This window comes from Lentzea sp. NPDC036955 (assembly GCF_055608005.1).
Map to the genome: position 1 here is coordinate 803,697 of NZ_JBVJRC010000002.1, position 24,809 is coordinate 828,505.

Consider the following 24,809-nt stretch of genomic DNA (forward strand, 5'->3'; position numbering starts at 1 on the left):
CTGGTCAGAGGCCACGGCGCGACAGCTCGTCGAGCAGCTCCCGGTCGGCGACGTGCCGTGACTTGATGTGCTCCAGGTAGTCGGCGAACGCGTCCGGCTGCAGACCGCGCAGCTGCCGCAACCACCCCACGACCACCTCCTGCTCCTGCACCCCGCGCCGCGCCAGCTCGACCTCGACGATGCGCCGGTACACCTCGATCGCCAACCGGCCACCGTCACGCACCAGGTGCTCCACCAGCTCCGCGCGCAACGGCGGCCACTCGTCGGTGTGCACCACCAGCGCACGGGCCTTGAGGTAGATCTCCAGGTTGGGCCGCACCAGGAACGCCTCCCGGCACACCGCGACCGCCCGGTGCGGCGCCGCCCGGCGCAGGTGCTCCTCCACCGCCAGGTCGATCAACCGCAACGCCGCACCCCGCCCACCGGTCGCGCGCAACCCCCGGTCGATCCACTCCAGCGCTTCATCGGCGCGGCCCGCGTCGCGCAGCACCGTGGCGACCTGCAGGTAGTGCCACCCCGAGGACAGGTCCTTGGACAGCACCAGCAGCTGCAGGTCCACGTCGTCGGTGTACTCGGCCAGCTCCTCCATCACCCGCAGCAACGCCCACCGGGCCCGGTCGTAGCGGCCGGTCTCCCCGAACCCCACCACCGGCAACGGCTCGAACAACGCGACCGCCCGCTCGCGGTAGTGCGCCAGCCCCTCGTCGTCCAGCGCCTCCGCGTACGGCGCCAGCGCGACCTCAGGCGCCTCGGGGTGCTCCAGCTGCAGATCGAGCAGCCAGTCGGCGAGCCGCACCGGGTCAGGCGTGCTCACCGCGCACGCGCGGGCGTGGATGTCGAGCACCCGGTGGGTCAGCTCCGCCAGCTCCACCCGGTGTCTTCGGCTGCCCGCGACCCCGTTAGCGAGCTGCGTGACGATCTGCTCGACCAGCGCCACCAGCTCCGGCCCGGGATCGGTGAGCAGCAACGACTGCAGCTCCACCGACACGGCGGTGAGCTCCTGCCAGCGCGCCGGCCAGTCGGCGTCGTCCTCACCACCGGCCTCGGCGAGCGCGGAAGCCACGGCGGCGGGCAGCGAGTTCATCACAACATCAAACACTCGTCACTCGACCGAGTGCTACCGATGTCGCCCTAACGGAACCCTGCTGTTCACCGCTTGTGGTCGTGACGGCACGCGGGGTCGAGTCAGCCGCCGGTCACGGCAGGCACCGCGCCGTCCTCGAGCACCCACCAGACCTCGATCTGCGCGGCCCGGAGCGAACCCGCGACCTCGTCGTGCAGCCGCCGATAGCGCGGGAAGTCCGGCAGCGCCACGACACTGCGCCACGAAGGCTCACGGCCGCGCAGGCGCATGGCCGCGAGGACGGCCTGGGCGAACCAATGACCGGCCTGGGTGCCCGGAGGGGTCGGTTTGATCTCGCCCGCGCGGGCCGGGTCGGCGTAGCCGCGGCTTGGATAGCCCTTGACCTCGACACCGACGGTGATCGACGCGCGGTCGGCGATGACATCGACGCCGTGTTCCTTCGTGACCGTGTTCGCCACCGAGCGGATCCTCCACCCTGCCGCCACCAGTGCGGCCACCACGGCTGCCTGCGCGTTGACCTCGGAGTGCCATTCCTCGACCGCGCTGACAGCAGGCGCCTCCCGGCGCGCGGAGCTCGTCCGGTCTCCGGCCGCGGCACCGGCGTGAGCGTCGCGCAGGGTGATCTCCCCGCGCATCTCGAAGCCGAGGGCGACGAAGTGGCGCCGAGCGGTGTGCGAGATGAACTCCGATCGCGGAACGCCGACCGCCGCCTCGAACGCCTGCACGACCGGGAACCAGATGCCGTCGACCAGGACAGCGTGCTTGTGCACAGGTTCCGGCACCACGCCGGACAGGCGTGTTTCCACGTGCGCTCGGGACAACTCGTAGGGGCGCCCGTTGAGGACGAACCGGACCTGCTGCACCGGCCGAACCTACGGCACCCATCCACCTCGTGTCAGACGAGTACGGCCAGGCGAGGTCAGAGGGAGGCGAGCTTGCGGGTCAGCACCGCCCGCTCACGCTCGTTGCCGCACAGGACCAACGCGCGCTCAAGCTCGGCCCGGGCCTCGTCCACCCGCCCCAACCGCCGCAGCAGCTCCCCCCGCACCCCCGGCAGCTGGTGGGAGTCGCGAAACGCCTCCGACCCGGCCAGCGCGTCCACGATCGGCAGCGCCGCCTCCGGCCCCCGCGCCATCGACACCGCCACCGCGCGGTTGAGGTCCACCACCGGTGAGGGCGCGAGCCGGCCCAGCGCCTCGTACAGGACGACGATGCGGTTCCAGTCGGTCTGCTCGACCGAGGGCGCCAGGGCGTGGCACTCGGCGATGGCGGCCTGCAGCCCGTAGTAGCCGTAGCCGCGGCCCGCGTCGGCGGCCTTCGCCAGGGCGGCGCGGCCGCGGGTGATGGCCGAGCGGTCCCAGCGGCGGCGGTCCTGGTCCTCCAGCAGCACCGTCTCCCCGTCGGGGCCGCGGCGGGCCGGGAAGCGGGCGGCCGTGAGCTCCAGCAACGCCAGCAGGCTGTGCACCTCGGGTTCCCCCGGCATCAGCCGCGCCAGGATGCGGGCCATGCGCTGCGCCTCACCGGCCAGGTCCAGGCGCATCACCTCGTCACCGGAGCTGGCCGACGAACCCTCGGTGAAGATCAGGTAGATCACGCTGAGCACCTGCGCGAGGCGCTTCGGGCGCTCGGCGGCGGGCGGCACCTCGAACGGCACGTTCGCCGCGCCCAGCGTCTTCTTCGCCCGCGTGATGCGCGCCTGCACCGTCGCGGTCGGCACCAGGAACGCCCGCGCGATCTCGTCGCTGCTCAGACCGCCGATCACGCGCAACGTCATCGCGACGGCGGCCTCCCGCGACAGCACCGGGTGGCACGAGGTGAACACCAGCGCCAAGGTGTCGTCATCGATCTGGTCGGGGTCCCACAGCACGTCGCCGGGGGCCGGGGCGGGTTCGGTGGCACCGGTCAGCGCGCCGCCCTCGGGCAGGTGGTGGGCGAGGGCGGCGTACTTCTCGTCACGGGTGCTGCGCCGGCGGAACGCGTCGATCGCCCGGCGCCGCCCGACGGTGAGCAACCACCCCGCCGGATTGGCCGGCACGCCCTCGCGCGGCCACGTCACCAGCGCCTCGGCCAGCGCCTCCTGCGCGAGGTCCTCGGCCAGGGCGAAGTCACCGGTGTAGCGGGTGAGCGCACCGACGATCCGTGCGGAGTCGATGCGCCACACCGCGGCGACGGCCTTGCGGCCGGTGGGGTCGCTCATGGCGCCCAAAATAGATCAGGCGGCTGCGCTCAGAGCTGGCCGGTGGACTCGCGCCAGGCCCGCTCCTTCTTGATCCACTCGTTGTCCTGGGGGAACTCGTGGATCTCGGACACGCGGCGGATCTCGGTCTTGAACCCGGCGGCGGTCATCGGGGTGCGCTTGGCCCACTCGACGGCCTCCTCGATGGAGTCCACCCGGATCAGGTAGAAGCCGTTGAACAGCTCCTTGGTCTCCCCGTAGGGGCCGTCGGTGACCACCGGCGGCTCGGAGGAGAAGTCGACGACCACACCCTCCTCCGCGGGTGCGAGGCCCTCGGCGGCGATCAGCACACCGGCCTCGATGAGCTCCTCGTTGAAGCGGCCGACGGTCTCGATCATCTGGTCGAAGTCGATCTCGCCCAGGTTGCTCCACGCCTCGTCGGACTCGACGCGCCAGATGAGCATGAACTTCATGACGATCTCCCCAGGGGGTTCGGGTGGGTCCGGTGTGGACCCTTTCACGCCCAGGTCGAACGGGCCGGTACCGGGATCGACACCGGCCCGCAGATTTTCCAAGTTTTCTTGTTTCCGCAGCTCACGACGGCGAACGGCCCGCCCCCGGTGGCAGGGGCGGGCCGTTCCTCGTCGTGTCTTGTGCTCAGGCCTGCTCGTCGGGCTGGTGCAGGGAACGCGGCTGCTCGGCCTCCAGCTCCGGGAACGCCGCCGCGCCGCCCACGGACCGCGGCGGTGCGCTCAGCGGACTGGGCACCTCCTTGCGGGCCACCGCCTCCGCGGCGGCGACGGCCTCGGCGACCTTCGGGTCGGGCTTGGTGTCGAACCAGTCGGCGACCGACGGGTCGTCCTGCTCCGGCTTCGGCCGCTCACCGGTGTCGGCGGGCGGCTCGTAGCGGAACACACCGTCCTCACCGGGTGCGCCGAGCATGCGGGCGAACCCCTCGAGGGCCTTGCCGTAGTCCGACGGGATCATCCACACCTTGTTCGCGTCGCCCTGCGCCATCTGCGGCAACGTCTGCAGGTACTGGTACGCCAGCACCTCCGGGGTGGGACGGCCGTCCTTGATGGCGGCGAAGACCTTCTCGATCGCCTTCGCCTGGCCCTGCGCCTGCAGGTAGCGGGCGGCGCGTTCACCCTGCGCGCGCAGGATCGCGGACTGCCGCTCGGCCTCCGCGGTGAGGATCGCGGCCTGCTTGGCGCCCTCGGCGGCGAGGATCTGCGACTGCTTCTGGCCCTCGGCGGTCTTGATGGACGACTCGCGCTGGCCTTCGGCGTTGAGGATCATGGCGCGCTTCTCGCGGTCGGCGCGCATCTGCTTCTCCATCGAGTCCTGGATCGACGGCGGCGGGTCGATGGACTTCAGCTCCACCCGCGCCACCCGCAGGCCCCAGCGGCCGGTGGCCTCGTCGAGCACCCCGCGCAGCTGACCGTTGATGTGGTCGCGGGAGGTCAGCGTCTCCTCCAGGCTCATGCCACCGACGAGGTTGCGCAGCGTCGTGATCGTGAGCTGCTCGACACCGACGATGTAGTTGGAGATCTCGTAGACGGCGCTGCGCGGCTCGGTGACCTGGAAGTACACGACCGTGTCGATCGACACCGTCAGGTTGTCCTGGGTGATCACCGGCTGCGGCGGGAACGACACGACCTGCTCGCGCAGGTCGATGCGGGCCCGCACCCTGTCGATGAACGGCACGATGATGTTCAGGCCGGGCGCGGCGGTGTTGCGGTAGCGGCCCAGACGTTCGATGACGGCGGCCTGCGCCTGCGGGATGACCAGCACCGATTTCACGGCGACGATCAACACGAACAGGGCGATGACGGCCGCGACCACGCCGGTGATCGGGTCCAACTCGGTTCACATCCTTCTGGGCTCCGACGGCCGGTCGCGTGATCGCAGCGCGGCGGTCAGACCGCGGCGATCACCACGGCCGTCGCTCCCGAGATCTCGACTACGGTGACGGCCTCGCCTGCCGCGATCACGGACCCGTCGAGGGTGCGCGCGCTCCAGGTGTCGCCGCCGATCTTGACCTGCCCGCCGTGCTCGTCCACCTCGGACACCGCGACGGCCTTGCTGCCCAGCAGCGCCTCGTGGTGCATCCTCACGCTGGAACCCAGCTGCAGCCGCCTCTTGAGCAGCGGCCGGGCACCGGCGATCAGACCCACCGAGGACGCGGCGAAGACGAGGACGCTCACCAGGTCACCAGCACCCAGCGCGGTCACCCCCGCCGCGGCCAGCGCGGCGGCGCCGAGCATCACCAGCACGAAGTCACCGGAGAGAACCTCGGCGACGACGAGCAGGATCCCGACGATCAGCCAGATCAGCGCGGCCATGCGCCCATACATACACCACGGGCCGCCCGACCGGCTGAACTTCAGCGCGCTGCGCCCCCGACCGTGACAAAACCGATCATCCTGCGGCGTCGACACCTGCGGCCGCCGTTCGTGTGAGGGAGGGGCCGGCGCCGCTGACCCGGTTCGCGCTCACCGGCAGCACCACCACCGGCACGGGTGTGCTCGTCGCCCGCTACACGCGGATCAGTCCTGGGGAACGGTGACGAAGTCGATGAGCCGCTCCACGGCGCCGAGCAGGTCGGACTCGACGTCGCGGTAGCTGCTGACCGCGCCGAGCACCCGCTGCCAGCCCTCCCAGGTCTCACCCCACCCCAGCTGCGCGCACACCCCTTCCTTCCACGGGATGTGCCTGGGCACCACCGGCCACGCCTCGATCTTCACGGCGGCGGGTTTCACGGCCTGCCAGATGTCGACGTAGGGGTGGCCGGTGACCAGCACGTTGTCGTCGCGGACCTGATCGACGATGCGCTGCTCCTTCGACCCGGCGACGAGGTGGTCCACGAGCACGCCCAGGCGGCGGTGCGCCGCGGTGCCGAACTCGGCGATGCGGGCGGGCAGGTCGTCGACGCCGTCGAGGGGTTCCACGACGATGCCCTCGACGCGCAGGTCGTGGCCCCAGACGCGTTCGACGAGCTCGGCGTCGTGCTTGCCCTCGACCCAGATGCGGCTGGCCTTGGCCGTCCGCGCCCGCAGCCCCTCGACCTTCACCGAACCGGAGGCGCTGATGCGCGCCTTCTGCGGCACGGCCACGGGCCGCACGAGCGTGACGGGCTGCCCGTCGACGAGGAACCCGGCGGGCGTGAGCGGGAACAGCCGGTGGCGGCCGTGGCGGTCCTCCAGCACGACGTTGCCGTGCTCGAACTTCACGACCGCGCCGCAGAAGCCGCTGGCGGGATCCTCGACGACGAGACCGGGTTCGGCCGCGACCTCGCGGACCTTCTTGCGCTTCGGGGTGGACAGGACATCGCGGCCGTAGTCGTGAGAACGCACCCGCAGACCCTAGCCGTAGAACGGTTTGAAGGCGGTGAGCCACTCATGCACGCGGTCGAGGTCCACGTCGGCGCCGTGCAGGTCGTACCCGCCGTGCACGAAGTCCAGCCAGTCCACCGCCGGGTCACCCACGCACGCCCGTGGGTCGATCGCCACCGGCCCGCGCGCGCTCTGCAGGACGTTGCCGGGGTGCATGTCGCCGTGCAGCAGCACCACCGGGGTGTTGTCGGCGGCGAGCCGGCGGGCCTTGGCGTGCTCGGTGGCGTAGTAGGTGCCGGTGCGGCGCGGCAGCAACGCCTCGAACAGGAAGTCCACGCGGGCGCGCAGCGGCGGGAACCCCTTCGGGTCGGCCTGGTGCAGCACCGGCACCACCCGCGCCGGGTCGGTGGCCTCGGTGCCGGGGTGCAGCAGCTCCAGCAGCAGGGCACCGCGGGCGAGGTCGGTGTCGAACAGGTCCACCGCCGCGGGCGTGTCGGCCCACGCGGTGAGCGCCTTGGCCTCGTGCGCGGCGATGTCGTGCTCGGGGGTCAGCTTGAGCACCGCGTTCGTGCACCGGAACGTGACACCGGTGCCGCCGGGCATCGACTCGACGACGGTGAGGCCCCAGCGGGCGGAGAGGGTGGCGACCAGGTCGGGCAGGGCGTCGAGCCAGGTGGTGACGGAGTCTCCGAAACGGCGGACCAGGCGGGCTCTGGCGGGGTCGTCGATCACCCGCTTCACGCTAGCGACTCGGGCCAGAACGCCGGGTCTGTTTCGCCCCGGAGGCCGGATTCACCCCGGTTTCCGGTCGTTTTCCGGTCGCTACCGGGGGCAGATCGGTGCGGGGAGGTGAGGTTGTGCCGGTCAGTAGGTGACGGTGATCGTGCGGTTCGGGCCGTCCACCCGCACCCGGCCGCCGACCGGGACCACCAGCTGCGGGTCGGTGTGGCCGAGGTCGACGTCGAACACGATCGGCGTGCCCGGCGCGTACCGCGCGAACGCCCGCAGCACGGCCTCGCGCTGGTCTGCGGTGTAAGCGGCCCGGTCGGTGCCGGGCTTGGTGAATGACCAAGCGCGGGCGCGGCCGACGAGGACGGCGGCGAACCGGGCCAGCAGGCCGCGTTCGCCCATCGCGCGCAGCACGTAGAACACCTCGGTGGCGGGCGGCATCTCCTCGGAGGTCTCGAAGAACAGGACCTTGCCCTCGTAGTGCTCGGGCGGCTTGATCTCGCGGTCGGCCATCAGCAGCCACGACAGGACCTCCAGGCAGCCACCCCACGCCTGGCCCTCCACGACGCGGTCGCCGTGGTGCCACCGCCAGCCGGCAGCGGGCCGCAGCTCGGGTTCGGCGTCGAACGTGGCGGGATCGTCCCAGGGTTTGTTCACGTCGCCGTAGGCGGTGGACTGCGGCAGTGCGTACTCGCCGGTGGTGAACAGGGCGGCGTGCAGCGAGTCACGGGTGGCCGGGTGCAGGGCACCGGGACGGCCGAGCTCGATCATGACGGTGGCGCCGTGGTAGCCGACGATGCCGCGGTTGGCGAGCCAGACCAGCAGGTTCGTGTTGTCGCTGAACCCGACGAACGGCTTGGGGTTGGCGGTGACCAGCTCGACGTCCAGGTGCGGCAGGACTTCGATCTGGCTGTCGCCGCCGATGCTCGCGATCACGGCCTTGACGTCCGGGTCGGCGAACGCGGCGTGCAGGTCCGCGGCGCGCTCACGCGGACTCGCGCCCATCTTGCGGGTGGCCGGGTACTCCACGGGTTCCAGGCCCAGCTCGCGCAACCGCCGCAGGCCGAGCTCGTAGGGCAGCGGGAACAGCCCGGGCAGGCCCGCGGAGGGGGAGACGACCGCGACGCGGTCACCGGGCACGGGCTTGGGCGGGGTGATCACAACCCCGGACGCTAACCGTGCGTCAGAACGCGGGCCACGGAATTGCCGGCCAGTCGCCCGACGGTTCGGGGAACACGCCGTCGGCGAGCAGCTTGTCGGTGCGTTCGGAGACCGCGCGGACCTCGGCGCGGGTGAGGTGGTCGTGCAGCTGTTCGCCCAGATCGCCCTCGAGCGCGGACCTGAGGCGGCGCATCGCCTCCAGCACCGGCTCGGGCAGCGGTTCGCGGGCCCAGCCCCACAGCACGGTGCGCAGCTTGGGTTCGACGTGCAGGCAGATGCCGTGGTCGACGCCGAACACCCCGCCGTCCACGGCGTGCAGGACGTGGCCGCCCTTGCGGTCGGCGTTGTTCACCACCACGTCGAACGCGGACATCAGCTGGACGCGGGGGTGGTCGGCGTGCACGAGCACGGCCGGGTCGCCGAAGCGGTCGTGGGCGTGGAAGACGGGGATCCAGCCCGGTTTCACCTCGTCGACGCCCACGATGTCGACGAGCTCGTCCTCCTCGCGGGTGTCCACCCACAGCTGCACCATGCCCGAGCCGAACGGGCCGGGACGCAGCACCGTGGGCGGCACCACGCCGACACCGGAGGCCGCCGAGATCAGGTAGGTGGCGACCTCGCGGCCGGCGAGGGTGCCGTCGGGGAAGTCCCACAGCGGCCGTTCGCCGCGCACCGGCTTGTACACGCACTGCGCGTCGAGCCCGTTGTGGGAGATCTTGCAGAACAGCGTCGCGTTGGAGGCGTCGACGAGCCTGCCCTCGACCTCGATGCGGCCGTGAGTCAGCAACTCGATGGCCGCGGCGGTGTCCACGTCAGTTTTCCTCGGTGCGGCGGTAGCCGTTCTGGCGCGGGCAGATGTGGCCGTCGGGGTCGAGCGGTTCGGCGCACAGCGGGCAGGGTTTGCGGCCGGCGTTGACGACGCGGTCGGCGCGGGCGGCGAAGGCGCGGGCAGCACCGGGCGAGAGGAACACCCGCACGGCGTCGGGGCCCTCCTCGGTGTCGTCGAGCACCACCGCCTCGTCGACCTCCTCCTCGGAGATCGCGAGCAGCTCGATCACGACGGCCTTGGACTCGGCGTCCCAGCCCAGTCCCATGGTGCCGACGCGGAACTCCTCCTCGACGGGCACGTCGAGGGGTTCGGTGTCGACGTCGTCGGGTGGCGCGTCGTCGGGCACCTCGGTGCCGAAGCGGCGATGCACCTCCTCCAGGAGCGAGCCGATGCGTTCGGCGAGGACCTGGACCTGCTGCTTCTCCAGCGCGACGCTGATCAACCTGCTCTGCTCGGAGGCCTGCAGGTAGAAGATGCGGTCGCCGGGCTGCCCGACGGTTCCTGCGATGAACCGGTCGGGTGCGCGGAATACGTGAATGACGCGAGCCATGGCACCTACGACCCTAGGCCACGCGGAGATCGTCGGCAGGTCCTCCCCCACCAAACACTCCGCGTATAGGGTCGGGTTGTGGTGAAGATCGCTTCGTACGGGACGTGGACCTCGCCGATCAGCGCCGGCGACACCTCCAAGCCGGGTGGTGGGTTCCAGTGGGCCGACCTGCACGGTGAGCAGGTGTGGTGGGCCGAGAGCAGGCCGGCCGAGGGTGGCCGGGTCGCTCTGGTGCGCGACGGGGTGGAGGTGCTGCCCGCGCCGTGGAACGCCCGCAACCGGGTGCACGAGTACGGCGGGCGGCCGTTCGTGGTGCTCGCCGAGGACCGGGTGGCGTTCACGCACTGGGCCGACCAGCGCGTCTACGTGTTCAACCCGGACACCCCGCAGGTGCCGCCGGCGCCGTTGACGCCGGAACCGCAGCGCCACCACGGGCTGCGCTACGCCGACCTGTCCGCGGGACCGGACGGCGAGGTGTGGTGCGTGCGCGAGTCGATCACCGGGGACGCGCGCACCGACGTGCGCCGCGACCTGGTGGCGATCACGCCGTCGGGTGAGGTGCGGGTGCTGGGGTCGTCGCACCACTTCATGACCGGCCCGAAGATCAGCCCCGACGGCACGAAGTTCGCGTGGATCGGCTGGGACCACCCGCAGATGCCGTGGGACGGCTCCGAGCTGTGCGTGGCCGACATCGGCGAACCCGGTCACCGGGTGCTCACCGGGTCGACGACCGAGGCGGTGTGCCAGTTCGAGTGGGAGGGCGACTCGCTGCTGGCGCTGACCGACCCGCACGGCTGGTGGAACCTGTTCCGCGTCGGGCTGGACGGCTCGCGCACGAACCTGGCCGAGTGCGCGGAGGAGCTGGGCGGCCCGATGTGGCGGCTGGGCAACCGCTGGTTCGCCACCCTGGCGCCGGGCCGCTACCTGGTGGTGCGCTCGGGTCACCTGGCGGTGCTCGACGAGCGCAGCGGCACGGTCACCGACGTGGAGACCGACCTGCCGATGTGGGCGGCGGACCTGTCGGTGCGCGACGGCGTGGTGATCGACGGGGCGGCCGGGCCGACCTCGGAGTTCAACGTCGTGCGGCTGGACCTGTCCAACGGCGAGCTGACCTACCTGACCGGCGGTGAGGAACCGGCGCAGGCCGCGTACCTGCCGGTGCCGGTGGAGCGGGTGTTCGGGGAGGTCCCCGCCTACGTCTACCCGCCGACCAACCCCGACTTCGCCGCTCCCGAGGGTGAGCTGCCGCCGTACGTGGTGCACGTGCACGGCGGGCCGACCGGGCGGGCGCTGCCCAAGCTCGACTCCGACATCGCCTACCTCACCAGCCGCGGCATCGGCGTGGTGGCGGTGAACTACGGCGGCTCGACCGGCTACGGCCGGGCGTTCCGGGAGCGGCTGCGCGAGCAGTGGGGTGTCGTGGACGTGCAGGACTGCGCGTTCGTGGCGCAGGAGCTGGCGAAGGAGGGCACGGCGGACCCGCAGCGGCTGGCCATCCGCGGTGGCTCGGCCGGTGGCTGGACCTCGGCGGCGTCGCTGACCTCCACCGACGTCTACCGGTGCGGCATGGTGGCGTTCCCGATCCTCGACCTGGCGGGCTGGACCTCGGAGGGCGGGGAGACCCACGACTTCGAGTCCCGCTACGTCGAGGGCCTGGTGGGCACGCTGCCCGAGGCCGCTGACCGCTACCGGGACCGGTCGCCGTCGAACAAGGCGCGGTCGGTGTCCGGTCCGGTGCTGCTGCTGCAGGGCCTGGAGGACGAGATCTGCCCGCCCGAGCAGGCCGACCGGTTCGCCGCGGACCTGGACGGGTCGGGCATCCCGCACGCCTACCTCACCTTCGAGGGCGAGCAGCACGGGTTCCGCAAGGCCGAGAACATCAAGGCCGCCCTGGAGGCGGAGCTGTCGTTCTACGGGCAGGTGTTCGGGTTCACGCCGCCGGGTGTGCCGGTGCTGGACCTGCGTTCGTGACCCTGCGCGCGGTGCGCTCGTGAGCGTTCTGGAGCGCGGGGACCGGGTCGCGCTGGTGTCACCGGCCGGCCCGGCTCTCGCGCCGCTGGTCGCCGCGGGTGTGGCGGTGCTGCGGTCGTGGGGGCTGACGGTCACCACACCTGTGGTGGACGCGTGGTCGTTGCCGTACCTGGCCGGCTCCGACGCCGACCGGGCGGCGGAGTTCGTGGACGCGTGGTGCTCGGACGTGGCGGCGGTGTTCTGCGTGCGCGGCGGGTACGGGTGCCTGCGGATGACGGACCTGGTGCCGTGGCGGTCGCTGCCGCCGCGGGTGTTCGTGGGCTCCTCGGACGTGACGGTGCTGCACGCGGAGCTCAACGCGGCCGGGCAGCCGACGGTGTTCGGGCCGATGCCGGGCACGCGGGACTTCGTCGAGGACCCGGTGGCGCAGGAGCGGCTGCGGCGGTTCCTGTTCGAGGGCGTGTCGTCGTGGACCGCGGGAACGCCCGTGGTGCCCGGTACCGCCCGCGGGGTGCTGGTGGGCGGGAACGCGGCGCTGCTGGCGGCGTCGGTGGGCGGGCCGCGGTGGTCGGTGCCCGCGCCGGGGGCGATCGCGTTGCTGGAGGACGTCGGCGAGGAGCCCTACCGGCTGGACCGGATCCTGACGCAGCTGCTGCGGGCCGGGTGGTTCGAGCCGGTGTCGGGGATCGTGCTGGGGTCGTGGACCGGGTGCGGTGACCCGTCGGCGGTGCTGCTGGACCGGCTCGTGCCGCTGGGGGTGCCGGTGCTGGGCGACTTCGGGTTCGGGCACTGCGCCGGGCAGTGGACGTTGCCTCTGGGCGTGGCGGCGGAACTCGACGCCGCCACCACAACACTCCGCCTCCTCTGACCCCCCGTCTGTTCAGGGCACGCGGGGACCTTTCGTACCCCTGGAGGGTACGAAAGGTCCCCGCGTGCCCTCGGATGTGGCGGGTGGGGCTCGTGTGGGTGATCAGAGGGCGGTGCGGCGTTGCTGGGCGTCGAGGCGCAGCCGGTCGGTCTGCCGGCCGATGGCGCTGATCTGGTCGGCGAGGCCGGGGTGGCCGTCGCGCAGGCCGGGACCGGCCTGGGTCAGCGGTTCGAGGAGCTGGGCGGCGTCGGTGTGGCCGAGGGCGTCCTGCACGCCCGCGTCGTGCGGGCCGACCTGGGCGGCGAGCACCCGCAGGACGGCGGCGTTCTCGCGGGCCCAGGCGGTGACGGCCTTGTCACCGGCGCGGCGGTCGCGTTCGGCCTGCACGCGCTCGTCGCCGGTGCCGGTGTCGTCGGTGCGGCGCACGCGCAGGTAGCGGCGTTCGGCGGCCTGGCGGCTGGCGACACCGAGTGCGGGAGCGAGGTCGGCCCAGCTGGTGCCCAGGGAGCGGGCGGCCTCGATGAGCTGCGGCTCGTAGTCGGAGAGCTCGTCGCGCAGCCGGCGCAGCAGCATCAGGGCTGACAGGACCTCGGTGGCGCTGCCCGGCCGGGCAGCGGTCGCGCGGACCGTCTCGTAGTCACTCGGCATGTCGTCCTCCTGATGACATCGGTGGCTTGTCATCGTTTCGACGACATGCTACAACAGTGGTGCAGCGCATTGACAGTCCACGAGGTGACAGGAGGTGTCAGATGTTGATGCGCACTGACCCGTTCCGCGAGCTCGACCGGCTGACGCAGCAGGTGTTCGGCGGACAGGGCACGTGGTCGCGGCCCTCGGCCATGCCGATGGACGCCTACCGCGACGGTGACCGGTTCGTCGTGTGCTTCGACCTGCCGGGTGTCTCGCCGGACGCGATCGAGCTCGACGTCGAGCGCAACGTGCTGACGGTCAAGGCCGAGCGCAGGCCGGTCGGCAAGGACGTCGAGATGCAGGTCTCGGAGCGGCCGCTGGGCGTGTTCTCGCGGCAGCTGTTCCTGGGCGACACGCTCGACACCGACCACATCGACGCGGGCTACGAGGCGGGTGTGCTGACGTTGCGGATCCCGATCGCCGAGCGCGCCAAGCCCCGCAAGATCGCGATCACCTCGGGTGACGAGTCCCCGAAGCAGATCGACGCGTGACCGTTCCCAGCGCGTGACGACTCACCGCGCGTGATGATTCACACGGCGGGCGGCGGCCGACCGGGTGATCCCGGGTAGGCTTCCGCCCGCCATGAGACCCCAGCCCCAATGGGCGGCATTGGACGTCTACGCGTCCAACACCGACCTCTACGCCGATCCCCGACTGGTGGAACGGGTGGACTACCGGCGCCGTTTCAAGCGGCACCGTCCCCGCACGCAGTCGGTCGTCCTCGCCCCGCACGGCGGCGGCATCGAGGTCGGCACGTCCGAGCTGTGCCTCGCGATCGCCGGCTACCACCCCTCGACGCGGGTGCCCATCGGGCAGACCCACGACTACTGGATGTTCGAGGGCCTGCGCTCGGTCGCCAACGACGAGCTGCACGTGACCTCGTCGCACTGCGACGACCGGGTGGCGCGCACGCTGGTGTCGGGTGCGGCGCACGCACTGGGCCTGCACGGGTGCACCGCGGCGGCGGCGGGCCTGGAGGACCACGACCGGGCGGTGCTGGTCGGCGGCCGCGACGCCCTGCTGCGCGCGGAGCTGCTGACCCGGTTGCGCCGCGCCGGGTTCCACACGGTCGACGCCGCCGACCACCCGATCCTCGGTGGCGGCGACCGGGCGAACATCGCCAACCGCACCCGGTCGCGCCGGGGCGGGCAGCTGGAGCTCACCACTCCCCTGCGCGGCGCCATGTTCGCCGAGAACTCCCGCTCCGACCGCCGGCACACCACGACCGAGGTGTTCTGGGACTTCGTGCACGCCTGCCGCGCGGCTCTCGCGGCCCGCGAAGCCTTGAACAACTGACCGGTGTCGGTGCCGGCCGCGGCGGGTGCCGCCTGCCGGTGGAGGCGACACGGGAGGTTCACGGCATGCGGCTCACCTCGGTCACGGTCGGCTGTGCGCGGCCGCGGGAGCTGGCGGAGTTCTACGCGCGGCTGCTGGGCGCGGACGTGGCGGAGGCGGAACCGCGGTGGGCGCTGGTGCGCACGCCGGACGGGCTTGCGGTGAACTTCGAGCTGGAGCGCGAGTTCACGCCGCCGGTGTGGCCGAGCACGCGCTCGGGGCAGAACGCGACACAGCACCTCGACATCGAGGTGGAGGACCTCAAGGCGGCCACCGGGCACGCGCCGGCGTGCGGGGCGGTGCTGGCCCCGGTGCAGCCGCAGCCCGGCGTGCGGGTGCTGTTCGACCCGGACGGGCACCCGTTCTGCCTGTTCACCTGAGCGGGCCGCCACGGCGGTGGCGGCCCGGCCCCGTGGTCGTGTCCTAGAGGTACTTCTTGAGCTCCCGCTTGGCCAGCGACATGCGGTGGACCTCGTCGGGGCCGTCGGCCAGGCGCAGCGTGCGGGTGGCCGCCCACAGCTCCGCGAGCGGGAAGTCCTGGCTGACACCACCGCCACCGTGGGCCTGGATGGCCTTGTCGATGACCCACTCGGCCATGGCAGGGACGCCGATCTTGATCGACTGGATCTCGGTGTGGGCGCCCTTGTTGCCCACGGTGTCCATGAGCCACGCGGTCTTGAGCACGAGCAGGCGGGCCTGTTCGATGCGGACGCGGGACTCGGCGATCCACTCCTGCAGCACGCCCTGGGTGGCGATGGGACGGCCGAACGCGACGCGGGACACGGCGCGGCGGCACATCAGCTCCAGGGCGCGTTCGGCCATGCCGATCAGGCGCATGCAGTGGTGGATGCGGCCGGGGCCCAGGCGGGCCTGCGCGATGGCGAAGCCCTCGCCCTCCCCCGCGATCAGGTTCGCCGCCGGCACGCGGACGTCGGTGAACTCGATCTCGGCGTGGCCGCCGTGGGCGTGGTCGCCGTAGCCGAAGACGTGCAGGGCGCGCTTGACGGTGACGCCGGGGGTGTCGCGCGGGACGAGGATCATGGCCTGCTGGCGGTGGCGTTCGGCGTCGGGGTCGGTCTTGCCCATGACGATGAAGATCGCGCAGTTGGGGTTCATCGCCCCCGACGACCACCACTTGGTGCCGTTGACGACGTAGTCGTCGCCGTCGCGTTCGATGCGGGTGGCGATGTTGGTGGCGTCGGAGGAGGCCACGTCGGGTTCGGTCATGCAGAACGCGGAGCGGATCTCGCCGTCGAGCAGCGGCTGCAGCCACTGCTTCTTCTGCTCGTCGGTGCCGAACATGGCGAGCACTTCCATGTTGCCGGTGTCCGGGGCGGCGCAGTTGAGGGCCTCGGGGGCGAGGTGGGGGCTGCGGCCGGTGATCTCGGCGAGCGGCGCGTACTGCAGGTTCGTCAGGCCGCCGCCGTGCTCGGGGTCGGGCAGGAAGAGGTTCCACAGGCCCTGGCGGCGGGCCTCGGCCTTGAGCTCCTCCAGGACCGGCTGGCGCTGCCACGGGTCCTCGGCGTCGTGCAGCTGCTGCTCCAGCACGGCCTCGGCGGGGTAGACGTGGGAGTCCATGAACGCGAGGAGCCGGGTGCGCAGTTCCTCGGTCTTGGCGTCGTAGGCGAAGTCCATGTCAGAGCTCCTTGTGGGCGGCGGCGAGTCCTTGGCGGACGAGGGGGACGGTGAAGGCGCCGAGCTTGTCGAAGCCCGCGCCGACGGTCTTGCCGCTGGCGAAGCGGAAGTGGATGCCCTCGACGATGACGGCGAGCTTGAAGTAGCCGAAGGCGATGTACCAGCCCAGGCCGGAGGTGTCGGTGCCGGTGCGGGCGGTGTAGCGGGCGACGAGCTCGTCGGCGGTGAGGAAACCCGGCAGGGACGTGACGCCACCGGTGATGGGGTCGGCGCCCTTGCCGGGGTCCGCGCCCAGGCCCGCCCAGTAGACGTAGAGCAGGCCGAGGTCGGCCAGCGGGTCGCCGAGGGTGGCCATCTCCCAGTCCAGGACGGCGCTGATGGCGAGCGGGTCGCGGGTGACCAGCGCGTTGTCGAGGCGGTAGTCGCCGTGGATGATCGTCGCGCGCCCGGAGGCGGGGACGGTGGCGGCGAGCTTGTCGCGCAGCTCGTCGATGCCGGGCAGGTCGCGGCTGCGGGAGGCGTCGAGCTGCTTGCCCCAGCGGGTGACCTGGCGGGTGAGGAACCCGTCGGGGCGGCCGAAGCCGACCAGGCCCACCGAGGCGGGGTCGACCGCGTGCAGGTCGGCGAGCACGTCGACGAGGCGCTGCGACAACGCGCGGGCGTCCTCGGGGGTCAGCCACGGGCACTGGGAGCGTTCGCGCAGGGCGGCACCGGGCATCTCGTCCATCAGGTAGAAGGGCGCGCCGATGACCGACGGGTCCTCCACGAGCCGGTGGGTGCCGGGCACGGGCACCGCGGTGCCGGCCAGGGCGGAGATGACGCGGAACTCGCGGGCCATGTCGTGGGCGGTGGCCAGCACGTGACCCAGCGGCGGGCGGCGCAGGACCCAGGTGCGGGTGCCGTCGCCGACGCGGTAGGTGAGGTTGGAACGGCCGCCGCGGAACAGCTCACCGGTGAGCGGGCCCGTGCCCAGGTGGGTGGCCAGGGCACGCAGGTCGAGGCCGGGCAACTCCGAACCGGGCAGCTCCGAGCCGGGCTGGTCCGGGGCAGGGCGGTCGGTCACGGGTTCACTCACAGGGTCACTCCGAGGGTGGCGAGGTGGGCGCGGGTGGCATCGGCGGTGGTGTGGCGGAAGGCGTGCATGCCGATCGCCTGGGCGGCCTCGACGTTGACGGGCGCGTCGTCGAAGAACACGGCACGCCCGGCGGGCACGCCGATCTGCTCCAGGGTGTGGTGGTAGATGCGCCGGTCGGGTTTGCGCAGGCCGACGCGGCCGCTGATGACGACGGTCTCGAACAGCTCGACGAGCAGGTCTGCGGGGTAGCCCTCGCCCCAGCTGTTGGACAGCAGCGCGGTGTGCAGGCCGGCGGCGCGGGCCTTGCGGACCAGCTCGACCATCGCCGGGTCGGGGGTGGCGCCGCCGAACATGCGCCGCAGCAGCCCCTTGCCGGGGATCGGGTCACCGCCGGTGGTGATGAGCTCGGCGGCCAGCAGCCGTTCGAACTCCGCCACGGTCAGCTCGCCGGTCTCCAGCAGGTGCACCGGGTTGCCGGGACGGGCCTCCCGGCCCAGCCAGTCGCGCATGATGCGGCCGTAGACGTCGCGGTCCACGGCCTCGGCGTGCATCCACTGACCGACGAACTCGGGTACGGAGACGGTCATGACCCCGCCCCAGTCGAAGACCAGCGCGTCGACCGACGGGCTGTCGGGAAGTGTCGTGTCACCCACGGACCGGAGGGTACCGACCGGTCGGTATGTCGGCAACCGGGCGATCGCCTTCGGATGACGGGGACGGCGACCTCCGGCGGTATCGGCCCCGTGGCGGCCTCGCTACGTTCGGTGGCGGACTGAGGGGGTTCCATGAGACGCAAGCCGATGAGGTCCGTGCTGACCGCGACGCTGACCGCGGTGCTCGCCACGGCGGTGGTGACGGCCCCGGCGGCCGCCGGGAACGGGGCTGGGGACGGCCGGGTGGTGCGCACCGACAAGGGCCTGGTGGCCGGGACGGTGGCCGAGGGGTACCGGACGTTCGGCGCCATCCCGTTCGCGGCGCCGCCGGTGGGCGCGAACCGGTGGCGCGACCCGCAGCCGGCCGCGGCGTGGCGCGGGGTGCGGGACGCGACGGTGCCGAGCCCGAAGTGCGCGCAGCTGCCGCAGCTGGGCCAGCCGGGCTCGCAGACCGAGGACTGCCTGTACCTCAACGTCACCGCACCCACCGGCCCGGCACGGCCGCGACCGGTGATGGTGTGGGTCCACGGCGGCGGGTTCACCGCGGGGGCGGCGTCGGACTACGACGCGCGCCGGCTCGCGACCCGCACCGGCGCGGTCGTGGTGACGGTGAACTACCGGCTCGGGGTGTTCGGGTTCTTCGGGCTGCCCGGCCTCGCCGGGTCGGGTGCGTTCGGGCTGGCCGACCAGCAGGCGGCGCTGCGGTGGGTGCAGCGCAACGCGCGGGCCTTCGGCGGCGACGCGGGCAACGTGACGGTGTTCGGCGAGTCCGCCGGCGGGCTGAGCGTGTGCGCGCTGCTGGCATCGCCGCGGGCGGCGGGGTTGTTCGACAAGGCGATCATCCAGTCCGGTCCGTGCGGGCTGACGACACCGGGCGGGCAGCCGGGGGTGTTCTCGACGCTGTGGCGTGAGCGGGCGGCGGTCGAGCAGACCGGCGCGCAGGCCGCCGCGGGGCTGGGGTGCGCGGACGTGGCGTGCCTGCGGGCGTTGCCGGTGACCGCGCTGCTCGGTGTGCACACCGCGTTCGGCACCCCCGCGCACGGCACGGCGGTGCTGCCGGTCGACCCGGTGGTGGCGCAGCGCACGGGCCGAATGCACCACGTGCCCACCCTGGTGGGCTCCACGCACGACGAGGCGACGCTGTTCGCGGCGTTGCTCTTCCCGCAGCCCATCCCGACCGCGGCCTACCGGCAGGCGCTGGCCGGGCTGTACGCGGCCGAGGACGTGGACCGGGTGCTGGCCCGCTACCCCGGCGACGGCAACGGCGACGTGCGCGACGAGCTGGCCCGGCTGATGACCGACCAGTCGTGGGCGTGCACGGTGGCCGACGCGCGCCGGGAGCTGGGCCGCCACCAGCGGGTGTCGGCCTACGAGTTCGCGGACGCGGGCGTGCCGCTGCTGTTCCCGGACCTGCCGCCGTTCCCCGGCGGGTACAGGGCCTACCACGCCTCCGAGCTGCTGATGCTGTTCGACTTCCCCGGCGTGGTGCTCACCCCGGCCCAACGCGCGGTGTCGGACTACATGATCACGGCGTGGGGCCGGTTCGCCCGCACCGGCGACCCCGGCTGGCGGGCCGCGGTGCAGTCGCTGGCTCCGGGCGCCATCGGCCCCGCCGACTTCGCCCGCGACCACCGGTGCGGGTTCTGGGCCCAGCTCTGAGACCGGGAACGGACGCGGCCCACCCCGCCCCTGCTGGTGACGCAGCGTCACCAGCAGGGGCGGGGTGGGCGGGGGCGTGCAATTTGCATGTGCCTGCGGCGGGGGTCGTCGCGTTCGGCGGCGCGGTGACGGCAGGTGGGGCAACCCGGACAGCGGATTTCGCCGGTGATCACCCGGCACGCGGCCGGGTCGGCCATCCTGTAGCCCATGCCCGGCTACCGCGATCTTGCCCGTGACGGTGAGTTCCGCGCCCTCTTCGCCGCGCACGTGGTGTCGGTGGCCGGGGACCAGTTCGCGCGGGTCGCGCTGGCGGTGCACGTCTACGACCGCACGGCGAGCGCGGGGCTGACGGCGCTGACCTACGCGTTGACGTTCCTGCCCGACCTGGTGGGCGGGCCGCTGCTGTCCGGGCTGGCCGACCGGTTCGCGCGCCGGGACGTGATGGTGGCCGCCGACCTGGTGCGGGCGGTGCTGCTGCTGGTCATGGCCGTACCGGGGCTGCCGCTGTGGGTGCTGGCGGCCGTGCTGGTGCTGGTGCAGCTCGCCGGGGCCCCGCACGGTGCGGCGCGGGCGGCGCTGCTGCCGCACGTGCTGCCCGACGAGCGCTACCCGCTGGGGATGGCGGCGCTGAGCACCGTCACCCAGGCCGCGCAGGTGCTGGGGTTCGTCGCCGGCGGCGCGCTGGTGGCGTGGTGGGGGCCCGCTCCGGTGCTGGTGGCCGACTCGGTGACCTTCGCCGTCTCCGCCCTGCTGGTCAGCGCCCACGTGCTGCGCCGCGCGGTCCCGGAGCACCCGCACGTGCGGGCCTGGTCCTCGGACCTGCTGGGCGGCGCACGGCTGGTCTGGCGGGCCCGCCGGCTGCGGGCCCTGGTCGCACTGGCCTGCGTGTCCGGGTTCTACATCGTCGCCGAGGCACTGGCCGCTCCCTACGCGGCACAGCTGGGAGCGGGCGCGTCGGCGGTGGGGCTGATCCTCGCCGCGCACGCCGCCGGTGCCGTCGCCGGCATGGCCGTGGTCGCGCGCATCCCGCACCAGCGGCAGCTCGCCGCCATGCCGTGGCTGGCGGTCGCCTCCTGCGCGGTGCTGCTGCCCGTGCTGCTGCGACCGGGACTGGGCTGGTCACTGGCGCTGATCGCACTGTCCGGGGTCGCGAGCGCCTACCAGCTGCTCGCGAACACCACGTTCGTGCGCGAGGTGCCCGACGCCGCCCGCGGGCAGGCCTTCGGGCTCGCCGTCACCGCACTGCGGGTGTCGCAGGGCGTCGGGGTCGGCCTGGCCGGGCTGCTGGCCGAACGGTGGGCGGCGCACCAGGTCATCGCCGCCGCGGGCCTCGCGGGCGTGCTCGCGGCGTGCGCGGCGGGCTGGTCGTGGCGGCAGGCGGTGGCAGCGCCTGCCCGCGGCACGCCGTGAACGAGAGAGCGGGGTGCCGGCCGTCCACACCGGCCGGCACCCCGCTCTCCCACTGCGTCCCAGGTGGTCAGACGGTCCAGTCGGTGGACGCGAAGGTCCAGTCGGTCGAGGCGAACGTCCAGTCCGTCGACGTGAACGTCCAGTCGGTGGAGGACCGGAAGGTCCAGTCCGTCGACGCGGCGAAGGTCCAGTCGGTGGACAGCGCGGTGTTCATCATGATGACCGTCTCCTTGTGGGAATGCGGGAGTTGCAAGGGGTGAATGGTGCGCGAGAACGCGAGGACTACTCAGGGTGAGGTCCCCCACATGGAGCCACGACTTGGCGTGACCCGGTGGCTACAGTGGTTGGTTCCTGATGGTTTTCGGTGGGGGTGGCAGCGTGCCTTGGCTCGACCCGCGCCGGTGGAAGCTATGGTCTCTTCCTCCTGTCGTGCTGACCTACGTCGTGACGATCTCCGTGACGGCGGCACTCGTCACGCTCGCAACCGCACGGCTTACCCCTGTCGAGGCGCGCTCGTGGACGTGGTTCGCGGCACTCGCCGTCGCCGCCCTGGTCCACCTGGAAGCGGCACGCGGCATCGAACGCATCCGCGAGATCTCCGTGGAGGGTGCCCCGCACGCGCAGATGCAGTCGGTGTGGCAGTTCGCGGGCGTGCTCGTACTCCCGATGCCACTGGTCGTCCTGCTGGTCGTGACCATCTACCTGCACGCGTGGCTGCGGGTCTACAAACGCCGGGCGGTCCTGTACCGGAAGCTGTTCTCCGCCGCCACTGTCATACTTGGATGTGCCGCAGCGCAATGGGTGCTGCACATGTTCTCGGCGTCAGCTCCGTCTGATCTGGACGGTCCACGTGGGCTGATCGCCCTCGCGGTGGCCGGGTTCCTCTACTGGTTCGTCAACTACGCCCTGGTCGTGGGCGCCATCATCATGACCAACCCGGCCAACCCGGTGAAGACCGCGCTCGGCCACGCCTCCGACGTCCTCATCGTCACCGCCTCCGTCGGCCTCGGCTCCGGCGTCGCCATCATCGCCACCGCACGACCGTGGCTCACGCCGATCCTGCTGCTCACCGTCCTGGCCCTGCACATGGGCCTGCTGCTGCCGCAGTTCCGCGTCGCCGCCCGCACCGACTCCAAGACCGGCCTGGTCGACGCCACCTTCTGGCACGACGTCGCCGAACGCGAGCTCGCCCGCGCCCGCCGCCTGACCTCCACCGTCGGCGTCCTCATCCTCGACATCGACCACTTCAAGGTCATCAACGACACCTACGGCCACCTCGCGGGCGACCGGGTCCTGCGCGCCATCGCCGACTCCGTCCGCCACGCCGTGCGCTCCTACGACCTCGTCGGCCGCTTCGGCGGCGAGGAGTTCGCCGTCCTGCTGCCCGGCGTCGGCACCGACGAGGTCCGCGCCACCGCCGAACGCATCCGCTTCGACATCGCCCGCCTCGAGGTCCCCGCCGTCGACCGCAGCGGCGAACCCCGCGTCATCACCGGCCTGACCGCCTCCGTGGGCGCGGCGGTGTTCCCCGACACCGCGACCGAGCTCAGCCCACTGCTGCTCGCCGCCGACGAAGCGCTCTACCGGGCCAAGAACTCCGGCCGCGACCGCGTGGCCACCGCACCCGCGTTCTGACCGGCCCCCAGGCGAACCCTCACGCGTCCAGGAACGCCGCGATCCGCGCCGACACCTCGTCCGGCTCCTCCACCCACGGGTAGTGCCCCACACCCTCGTGCACGGTCAGCACCGCGTCCGGGAACAGCTCCGCCAGCTCCCGGCACCGCCGCACCGGTGAGATCGGGTCCTCACCGCACGCGTACACCAGCACCGGGTGGTCGAACTCCACCAACGCCCGCCGCAGCACCCCCGGCACGAACGCGCCCTCGGCGTTGTAGCCCAGCGCCACCGGGTACTTCCACTGCCCCAGCTCCGCGGCCGCGTGCGCCCGCGCCCGCTCGTCCCACCGCGCGTACAGCAACGGGGACGCCGCCACCCGGTTCTCCACCGAGTCGTCACCGGCCGCGCTGCGCTCCAGCGCCTCCTGCGCCGCCGCGAACCACGGCTGATCGGCGCGAGCGGCGAGGAAGGTGTCCCAGTCGCTCTGCTCCGGCGACAGCCCCACCGACCGCAACGCCGGCGTGAGCAGCACCAACCGGCCCACCCGGTCCGGGAAGTCCGCCGCGTACCCCATGGCGATCCCCGCACCCGCCGAGTGCCCCAGCACGTCGACCCGCTCCAGCCCCAGGTGCCTGCGCAGCACCTCCACGTCCCGCACCAACATGTCCCGCCGGTAGGTGAACGCCTCCACCGGCTCGTCGGACTCACCGGTACCCCGGTTGTCCAGCACCACCAGCCTGCGGTGCCGCTCCAGCCCGCCCAGCGTCTCCAGGTACTCCGACGCCCTGCCGGGACCACCCGCCAGCACCAGCAGGGGAGCACCCTCCCCCACCTCCCGGTAGGCGAGCCGAGTACCGTCGAACGAGGTGAACCGTGCCATGCTGCACATCATGCCGAAGATCGCCACGACCGACCTCGTCGACCGGCCGCAGCTGCTCGAGTTCCTCCGCCCGCGCCACCACGGCGTTCTCATCACCCACCGCTCCAGCACCGGCGGCCCGCAGGTCTCCCCCGTCTCCTGCGGCGTCGACACCGGCGGCCGCATCGTCATCGCGACCTACCCGCAGCGCGCCAAGGTCCGCAACGCCCGCCGCAACCCCGCCGTCACCCTCTGCGTGCTCTCCGACGACTGGGACGGCCCCTACGTCCAGGTCGACGGCACCGCCGAGGTCCTCGACCTGCCGCACGCCCTCGACGACTTCGTCGAGTACTACCGCTGCATCGCGGGTGAGCACCCCGACTGGGACGAGTACCGCGCCGCCATGCTCCGCCAGGGCAAGGCCCTCCTCCGCGTCACCATCGACACCTGGGGCCCCATCGCCACCGGCGGCTTCCCACCCGAGCTCGACACCTGAGCACCGCGGACCGGGCTCAGACCGCCCAGGCACCGCCCCAGCCGCGGGGCCGCTCCAGCACCGCACACGCACCACCGTGCGGCCCCGAGATCGACGCGACCAGTCCGGTCGGCACGGTCGTCGGCCCCAGCAGCACCCGACCGTCCAACTCGGACACCCGCGCACACGCGTCCTCCACGCTGTCCACGGCGAAGTACGTCATCCACCCCGGCGCCCGCCCCGTCCGCAACCGGCCCGCCACCGCACGCCGATCACCCTGCCGCGCCGCCAGGAACACCGCGAAGTCCTCCGACCTCGCCTCCACGTCCCACCCCAGCGCCCCGGCCCAGAACGCGTCGTCGGGCCGCTCCACCATCAGCTCCACCCAGCAGGGCTCCCCCGCACGCGGCGCCGGCGCCCACGGACCGTGCAACACCCGGCCCACGTCCACACAGGACCCGTCCCCCAGCTCCCGCGCCCCGTCGTCACCGAACACCACGCGCCAGCCCGACTCCCCCACCGCCACCCGCGCAGCCAACCGGTCACCGACCCAGCCCGAGAACGAACCACCCGGCTCCGCGATCACCGTCCACCCCAGCACACCGGCGAAGAAGTCCACCGACACCTCGGGCTCGGCAACACCCAACTCAAGACGACGCAGACCACAAGACGACACGGGCATCCCATCAAGGCGGTGA

At 72.5% G+C, this 24,809-nt stretch carries 27 protein-coding genes; 9 read left to right on the plus strand and 18 right to left on the minus strand.

From position 1 onward, the window contains the following. Positions 1-4 precede the first annotated feature (4 nt). From ACZ7CF_RS08605 to ACZ7CF_RS08655, 11 genes are all read right to left on the minus strand, one after another. Complete coding sequence (locus ACZ7CF_RS08605) at positions 5-1,084, minus strand: hypothetical protein (protein ID WP_470369279.1); 1,080 nt, start codon at positions 1,082-1,084, stop codon at positions 5-7. A 101-nt stretch (positions 1,085-1,185) separates the two neighbouring features. After that, positions 1,186-1,947, minus strand: coding sequence for a hypothetical protein (locus tag ACZ7CF_RS08610; RefSeq protein WP_470369280.1), 762 nt, complete (start codon positions 1,945-1,947; stop codon positions 1,186-1,188). A 56-nt stretch (positions 1,948-2,003) separates the two neighbouring features. Then, positions 2,004-3,281, minus strand: a complete 1,278-nt coding sequence (locus tag ACZ7CF_RS08615) for an RNA polymerase sigma factor (RefSeq protein WP_470369281.1) — start codon at positions 3,279-3,281, stop codon at positions 2,004-2,006. A 29-nt stretch (positions 3,282-3,310) separates the two neighbouring features. Beyond that, positions 3,311-3,733: a YciI family protein gene (locus ACZ7CF_RS08620; protein WP_360394457.1), complete on the minus strand. Its 423-nt coding sequence runs from the start codon at positions 3,731-3,733 to the stop codon at positions 3,311-3,313. 184 nt (positions 3,734-3,917) lie between these two features. Beyond that, positions 3,918-5,114: an SPFH domain-containing protein gene (locus ACZ7CF_RS08625; protein WP_470369342.1), complete on the minus strand. Its 1,197-nt coding sequence runs from the start codon at positions 5,112-5,114 to the stop codon at positions 3,918-3,920. A 65-nt stretch (positions 5,115-5,179) separates the two neighbouring features. After that, a complete protein-coding gene (locus tag ACZ7CF_RS08630) occupies positions 5,180-5,605 on the minus strand; it encodes an NfeD family protein (protein ID WP_360394452.1) in 426 nt (141 codons plus the stop codon). 204 nt (positions 5,606-5,809) lie between these two features. Continuing rightward, positions 5,810-6,616 (minus strand): DUF3097 domain-containing protein, encoded by an 807-nt coding sequence (locus ACZ7CF_RS08635; protein WP_470369282.1) that lies wholly within the window; start codon positions 6,614-6,616, stop codon positions 5,810-5,812. A 9-nt stretch (positions 6,617-6,625) separates the two neighbouring features. Further along, complete coding sequence (locus ACZ7CF_RS08640) at positions 6,626-7,327, minus strand: aminoglycoside phosphotransferase family protein (RefSeq protein WP_470369283.1); 702 nt, start codon at positions 7,325-7,327, stop codon at positions 6,626-6,628. Positions 7,328-7,459: 132 nt separating this feature from the next. Further along, positions 7,460-8,485 carry a S66 family peptidase gene (locus ACZ7CF_RS08645; protein ID WP_470369284.1) on the minus strand — a complete coding sequence of 342 codons (1,026 nt, stop codon included), beginning with the start codon at positions 8,483-8,485 and terminating at the stop codon, positions 7,460-7,462. A gap of 22 nt (positions 8,486-8,507) precedes the next feature. Next, a complete protein-coding gene (locus ACZ7CF_RS08650) occupies positions 8,508-9,296 on the minus strand; it encodes an SCO1664 family protein (RefSeq protein WP_470369285.1) in 789 nt (262 codons plus the stop codon). Position 9,297: 1 nt separating this feature from the next. After that, positions 9,298-9,864, minus strand: coding sequence for a DUF3090 domain-containing protein (locus ACZ7CF_RS08655; RefSeq protein ID WP_470369286.1), 567 nt, complete (start codon positions 9,862-9,864; stop codon positions 9,298-9,300). 78 nt (positions 9,865-9,942) lie between these two features. Between ACZ7CF_RS08655 and ACZ7CF_RS08660 the strand changes: the two genes are divergently transcribed. Both ACZ7CF_RS08660 and ACZ7CF_RS08665 read left to right on the plus strand, forming a co-directional pair. After that, on the plus strand, positions 9,943-11,835 hold the full coding sequence (locus ACZ7CF_RS08660; RefSeq protein WP_470369287.1) for a prolyl oligopeptidase family serine peptidase: 1,893 nt from the start codon (positions 9,943-9,945) through the stop codon (positions 11,833-11,835). Between the two features lie 19 nt (positions 11,836-11,854). Beyond that, positions 11,855-12,703, plus strand: a complete 849-nt coding sequence (locus ACZ7CF_RS08665) for a S66 peptidase family protein (protein ID WP_470369288.1) — start codon at positions 11,855-11,857, stop codon at positions 12,701-12,703. A 102-nt stretch (positions 12,704-12,805) separates the two neighbouring features. Here ACZ7CF_RS08665 and ACZ7CF_RS08670 read toward each other — a convergent pair whose 3' ends face one another. Beyond that, positions 12,806-13,351, minus strand: a complete 546-nt coding sequence (locus ACZ7CF_RS08670; protein WP_470369289.1) for an HSP18 transcriptional regulator — start codon at positions 13,349-13,351, stop codon at positions 12,806-12,808. A 101-nt stretch (positions 13,352-13,452) separates the two neighbouring features. On the opposite strand from ACZ7CF_RS08670, the gene ACZ7CF_RS08675 reads away from it, so the two are divergent. The 3 genes from ACZ7CF_RS08675 (at position 13,453) to ACZ7CF_RS08685 (ending at position 15,108) form a co-directional block, all read left to right on the plus strand. Continuing rightward, positions 13,453-13,884, plus strand: a complete 432-nt coding sequence (locus ACZ7CF_RS08675; protein WP_360396717.1) for an Hsp20/alpha crystallin family protein — start codon at positions 13,453-13,455, stop codon at positions 13,882-13,884. Positions 13,885-13,975: 91 nt separating this feature from the next. After that, entirely contained in the window at positions 13,976-14,689 is a 714-nt protein-coding gene (locus tag ACZ7CF_RS08680) for a poly-gamma-glutamate hydrolase family protein (protein WP_360396716.1), read from the plus strand. A 65-nt stretch (positions 14,690-14,754) separates the two neighbouring features. Further along, positions 14,755-15,108: a VOC family protein gene (locus tag ACZ7CF_RS08685; RefSeq protein ID WP_470369290.1), complete on the plus strand. Its 354-nt coding sequence runs from the start codon at positions 14,755-14,757 to the stop codon at positions 15,106-15,108. 43 nt (positions 15,109-15,151) lie between these two features. Here ACZ7CF_RS08685 and ACZ7CF_RS08690 read toward each other — a convergent pair whose 3' ends face one another. The 3 genes from ACZ7CF_RS08690 to ACZ7CF_RS08700 are packed head-to-tail and all read right to left on the minus strand — an operon-like array spanning position 15,152 to position 18,091. Further along, positions 15,152-16,363, minus strand: a complete 1,212-nt coding sequence (locus tag ACZ7CF_RS08690; RefSeq protein ID WP_470369291.1) for an acyl-CoA dehydrogenase family protein — start codon at positions 16,361-16,363, stop codon at positions 15,152-15,154. 1 nt (position 16,364) lies between these two features. Beyond that, positions 16,365-17,387 carry a phosphotransferase family protein gene (locus tag ACZ7CF_RS08695; protein ID WP_470369343.1) on the minus strand — a complete coding sequence of 341 codons (1,023 nt, stop codon included), beginning with the start codon at positions 17,385-17,387 and terminating at the stop codon, positions 16,365-16,367. Positions 17,388-17,434: 47 nt separating this feature from the next. Next, a complete protein-coding gene (locus ACZ7CF_RS08700; protein WP_360396710.1) occupies positions 17,435-18,091 on the minus strand; it encodes an HAD family hydrolase in 657 nt (218 codons plus the stop codon). Between the two features lie 132 nt (positions 18,092-18,223). Here ACZ7CF_RS08700 and ACZ7CF_RS08705 point away from each other — a divergent pair, with 132 nt between their 5' ends. Continuing rightward, positions 18,224-19,750 carry a carboxylesterase/lipase family protein gene (locus ACZ7CF_RS08705; protein WP_470369292.1) on the plus strand — a complete coding sequence of 509 codons (1,527 nt, stop codon included), beginning with the start codon at positions 18,224-18,226 and terminating at the stop codon, positions 19,748-19,750. 207 nt (positions 19,751-19,957) lie between these two features. Then, a complete protein-coding gene (locus tag ACZ7CF_RS08710) occupies positions 19,958-21,160 on the plus strand; it encodes an MFS transporter (RefSeq protein WP_470369293.1) in 1,203 nt (400 codons plus the stop codon). A 67-nt stretch (positions 21,161-21,227) separates the two neighbouring features. Here the strand turns inward: ACZ7CF_RS08710 and ACZ7CF_RS08715 are convergent, their stop codons facing one another. After that, positions 21,228-21,413, minus strand: a complete 186-nt coding sequence (locus ACZ7CF_RS08715; RefSeq protein ID WP_360396704.1) for a hypothetical protein — start codon at positions 21,411-21,413, stop codon at positions 21,228-21,230. Positions 21,414-21,589: 176 nt separating this feature from the next. On the opposite strand from ACZ7CF_RS08715, the gene ACZ7CF_RS08720 reads away from it, so the two are divergent. Beyond that, entirely contained in the window at positions 21,590-22,795 is a 1,206-nt protein-coding gene (locus ACZ7CF_RS08720; RefSeq protein ID WP_360396702.1) for a GGDEF domain-containing protein, read from the plus strand. 19 nt (positions 22,796-22,814) lie between these two features. Here ACZ7CF_RS08720 and ACZ7CF_RS08725 read toward each other — a convergent pair whose 3' ends face one another. Continuing rightward, entirely contained in the window at positions 22,815-23,657 is an 843-nt protein-coding gene (locus ACZ7CF_RS08725; RefSeq protein WP_470369294.1) for an alpha/beta fold hydrolase, read from the minus strand. 10 nt (positions 23,658-23,667) lie between these two features. Here ACZ7CF_RS08725 and ACZ7CF_RS08730 point away from each other — a divergent pair, with 10 nt between their 5' ends. Further along, the gene (locus tag ACZ7CF_RS08730) at positions 23,668-24,132 is read left to right on the plus strand and encodes a PPOX class F420-dependent oxidoreductase (RefSeq protein ID WP_470369344.1); all 465 of its coding nucleotides are present in this window, start codon (positions 23,668-23,670) and stop codon (positions 24,130-24,132) included. 16 nt (positions 24,133-24,148) lie between these two features. Here the strand turns inward: ACZ7CF_RS08730 and ACZ7CF_RS08735 are convergent, their stop codons facing one another. Next, positions 24,149-24,757, minus strand: a complete 609-nt coding sequence (locus ACZ7CF_RS08735; protein ID WP_360396698.1) for a VOC family protein — start codon at positions 24,755-24,757, stop codon at positions 24,149-24,151. Positions 24,758-24,809: the final 52 nt, after the last annotated feature.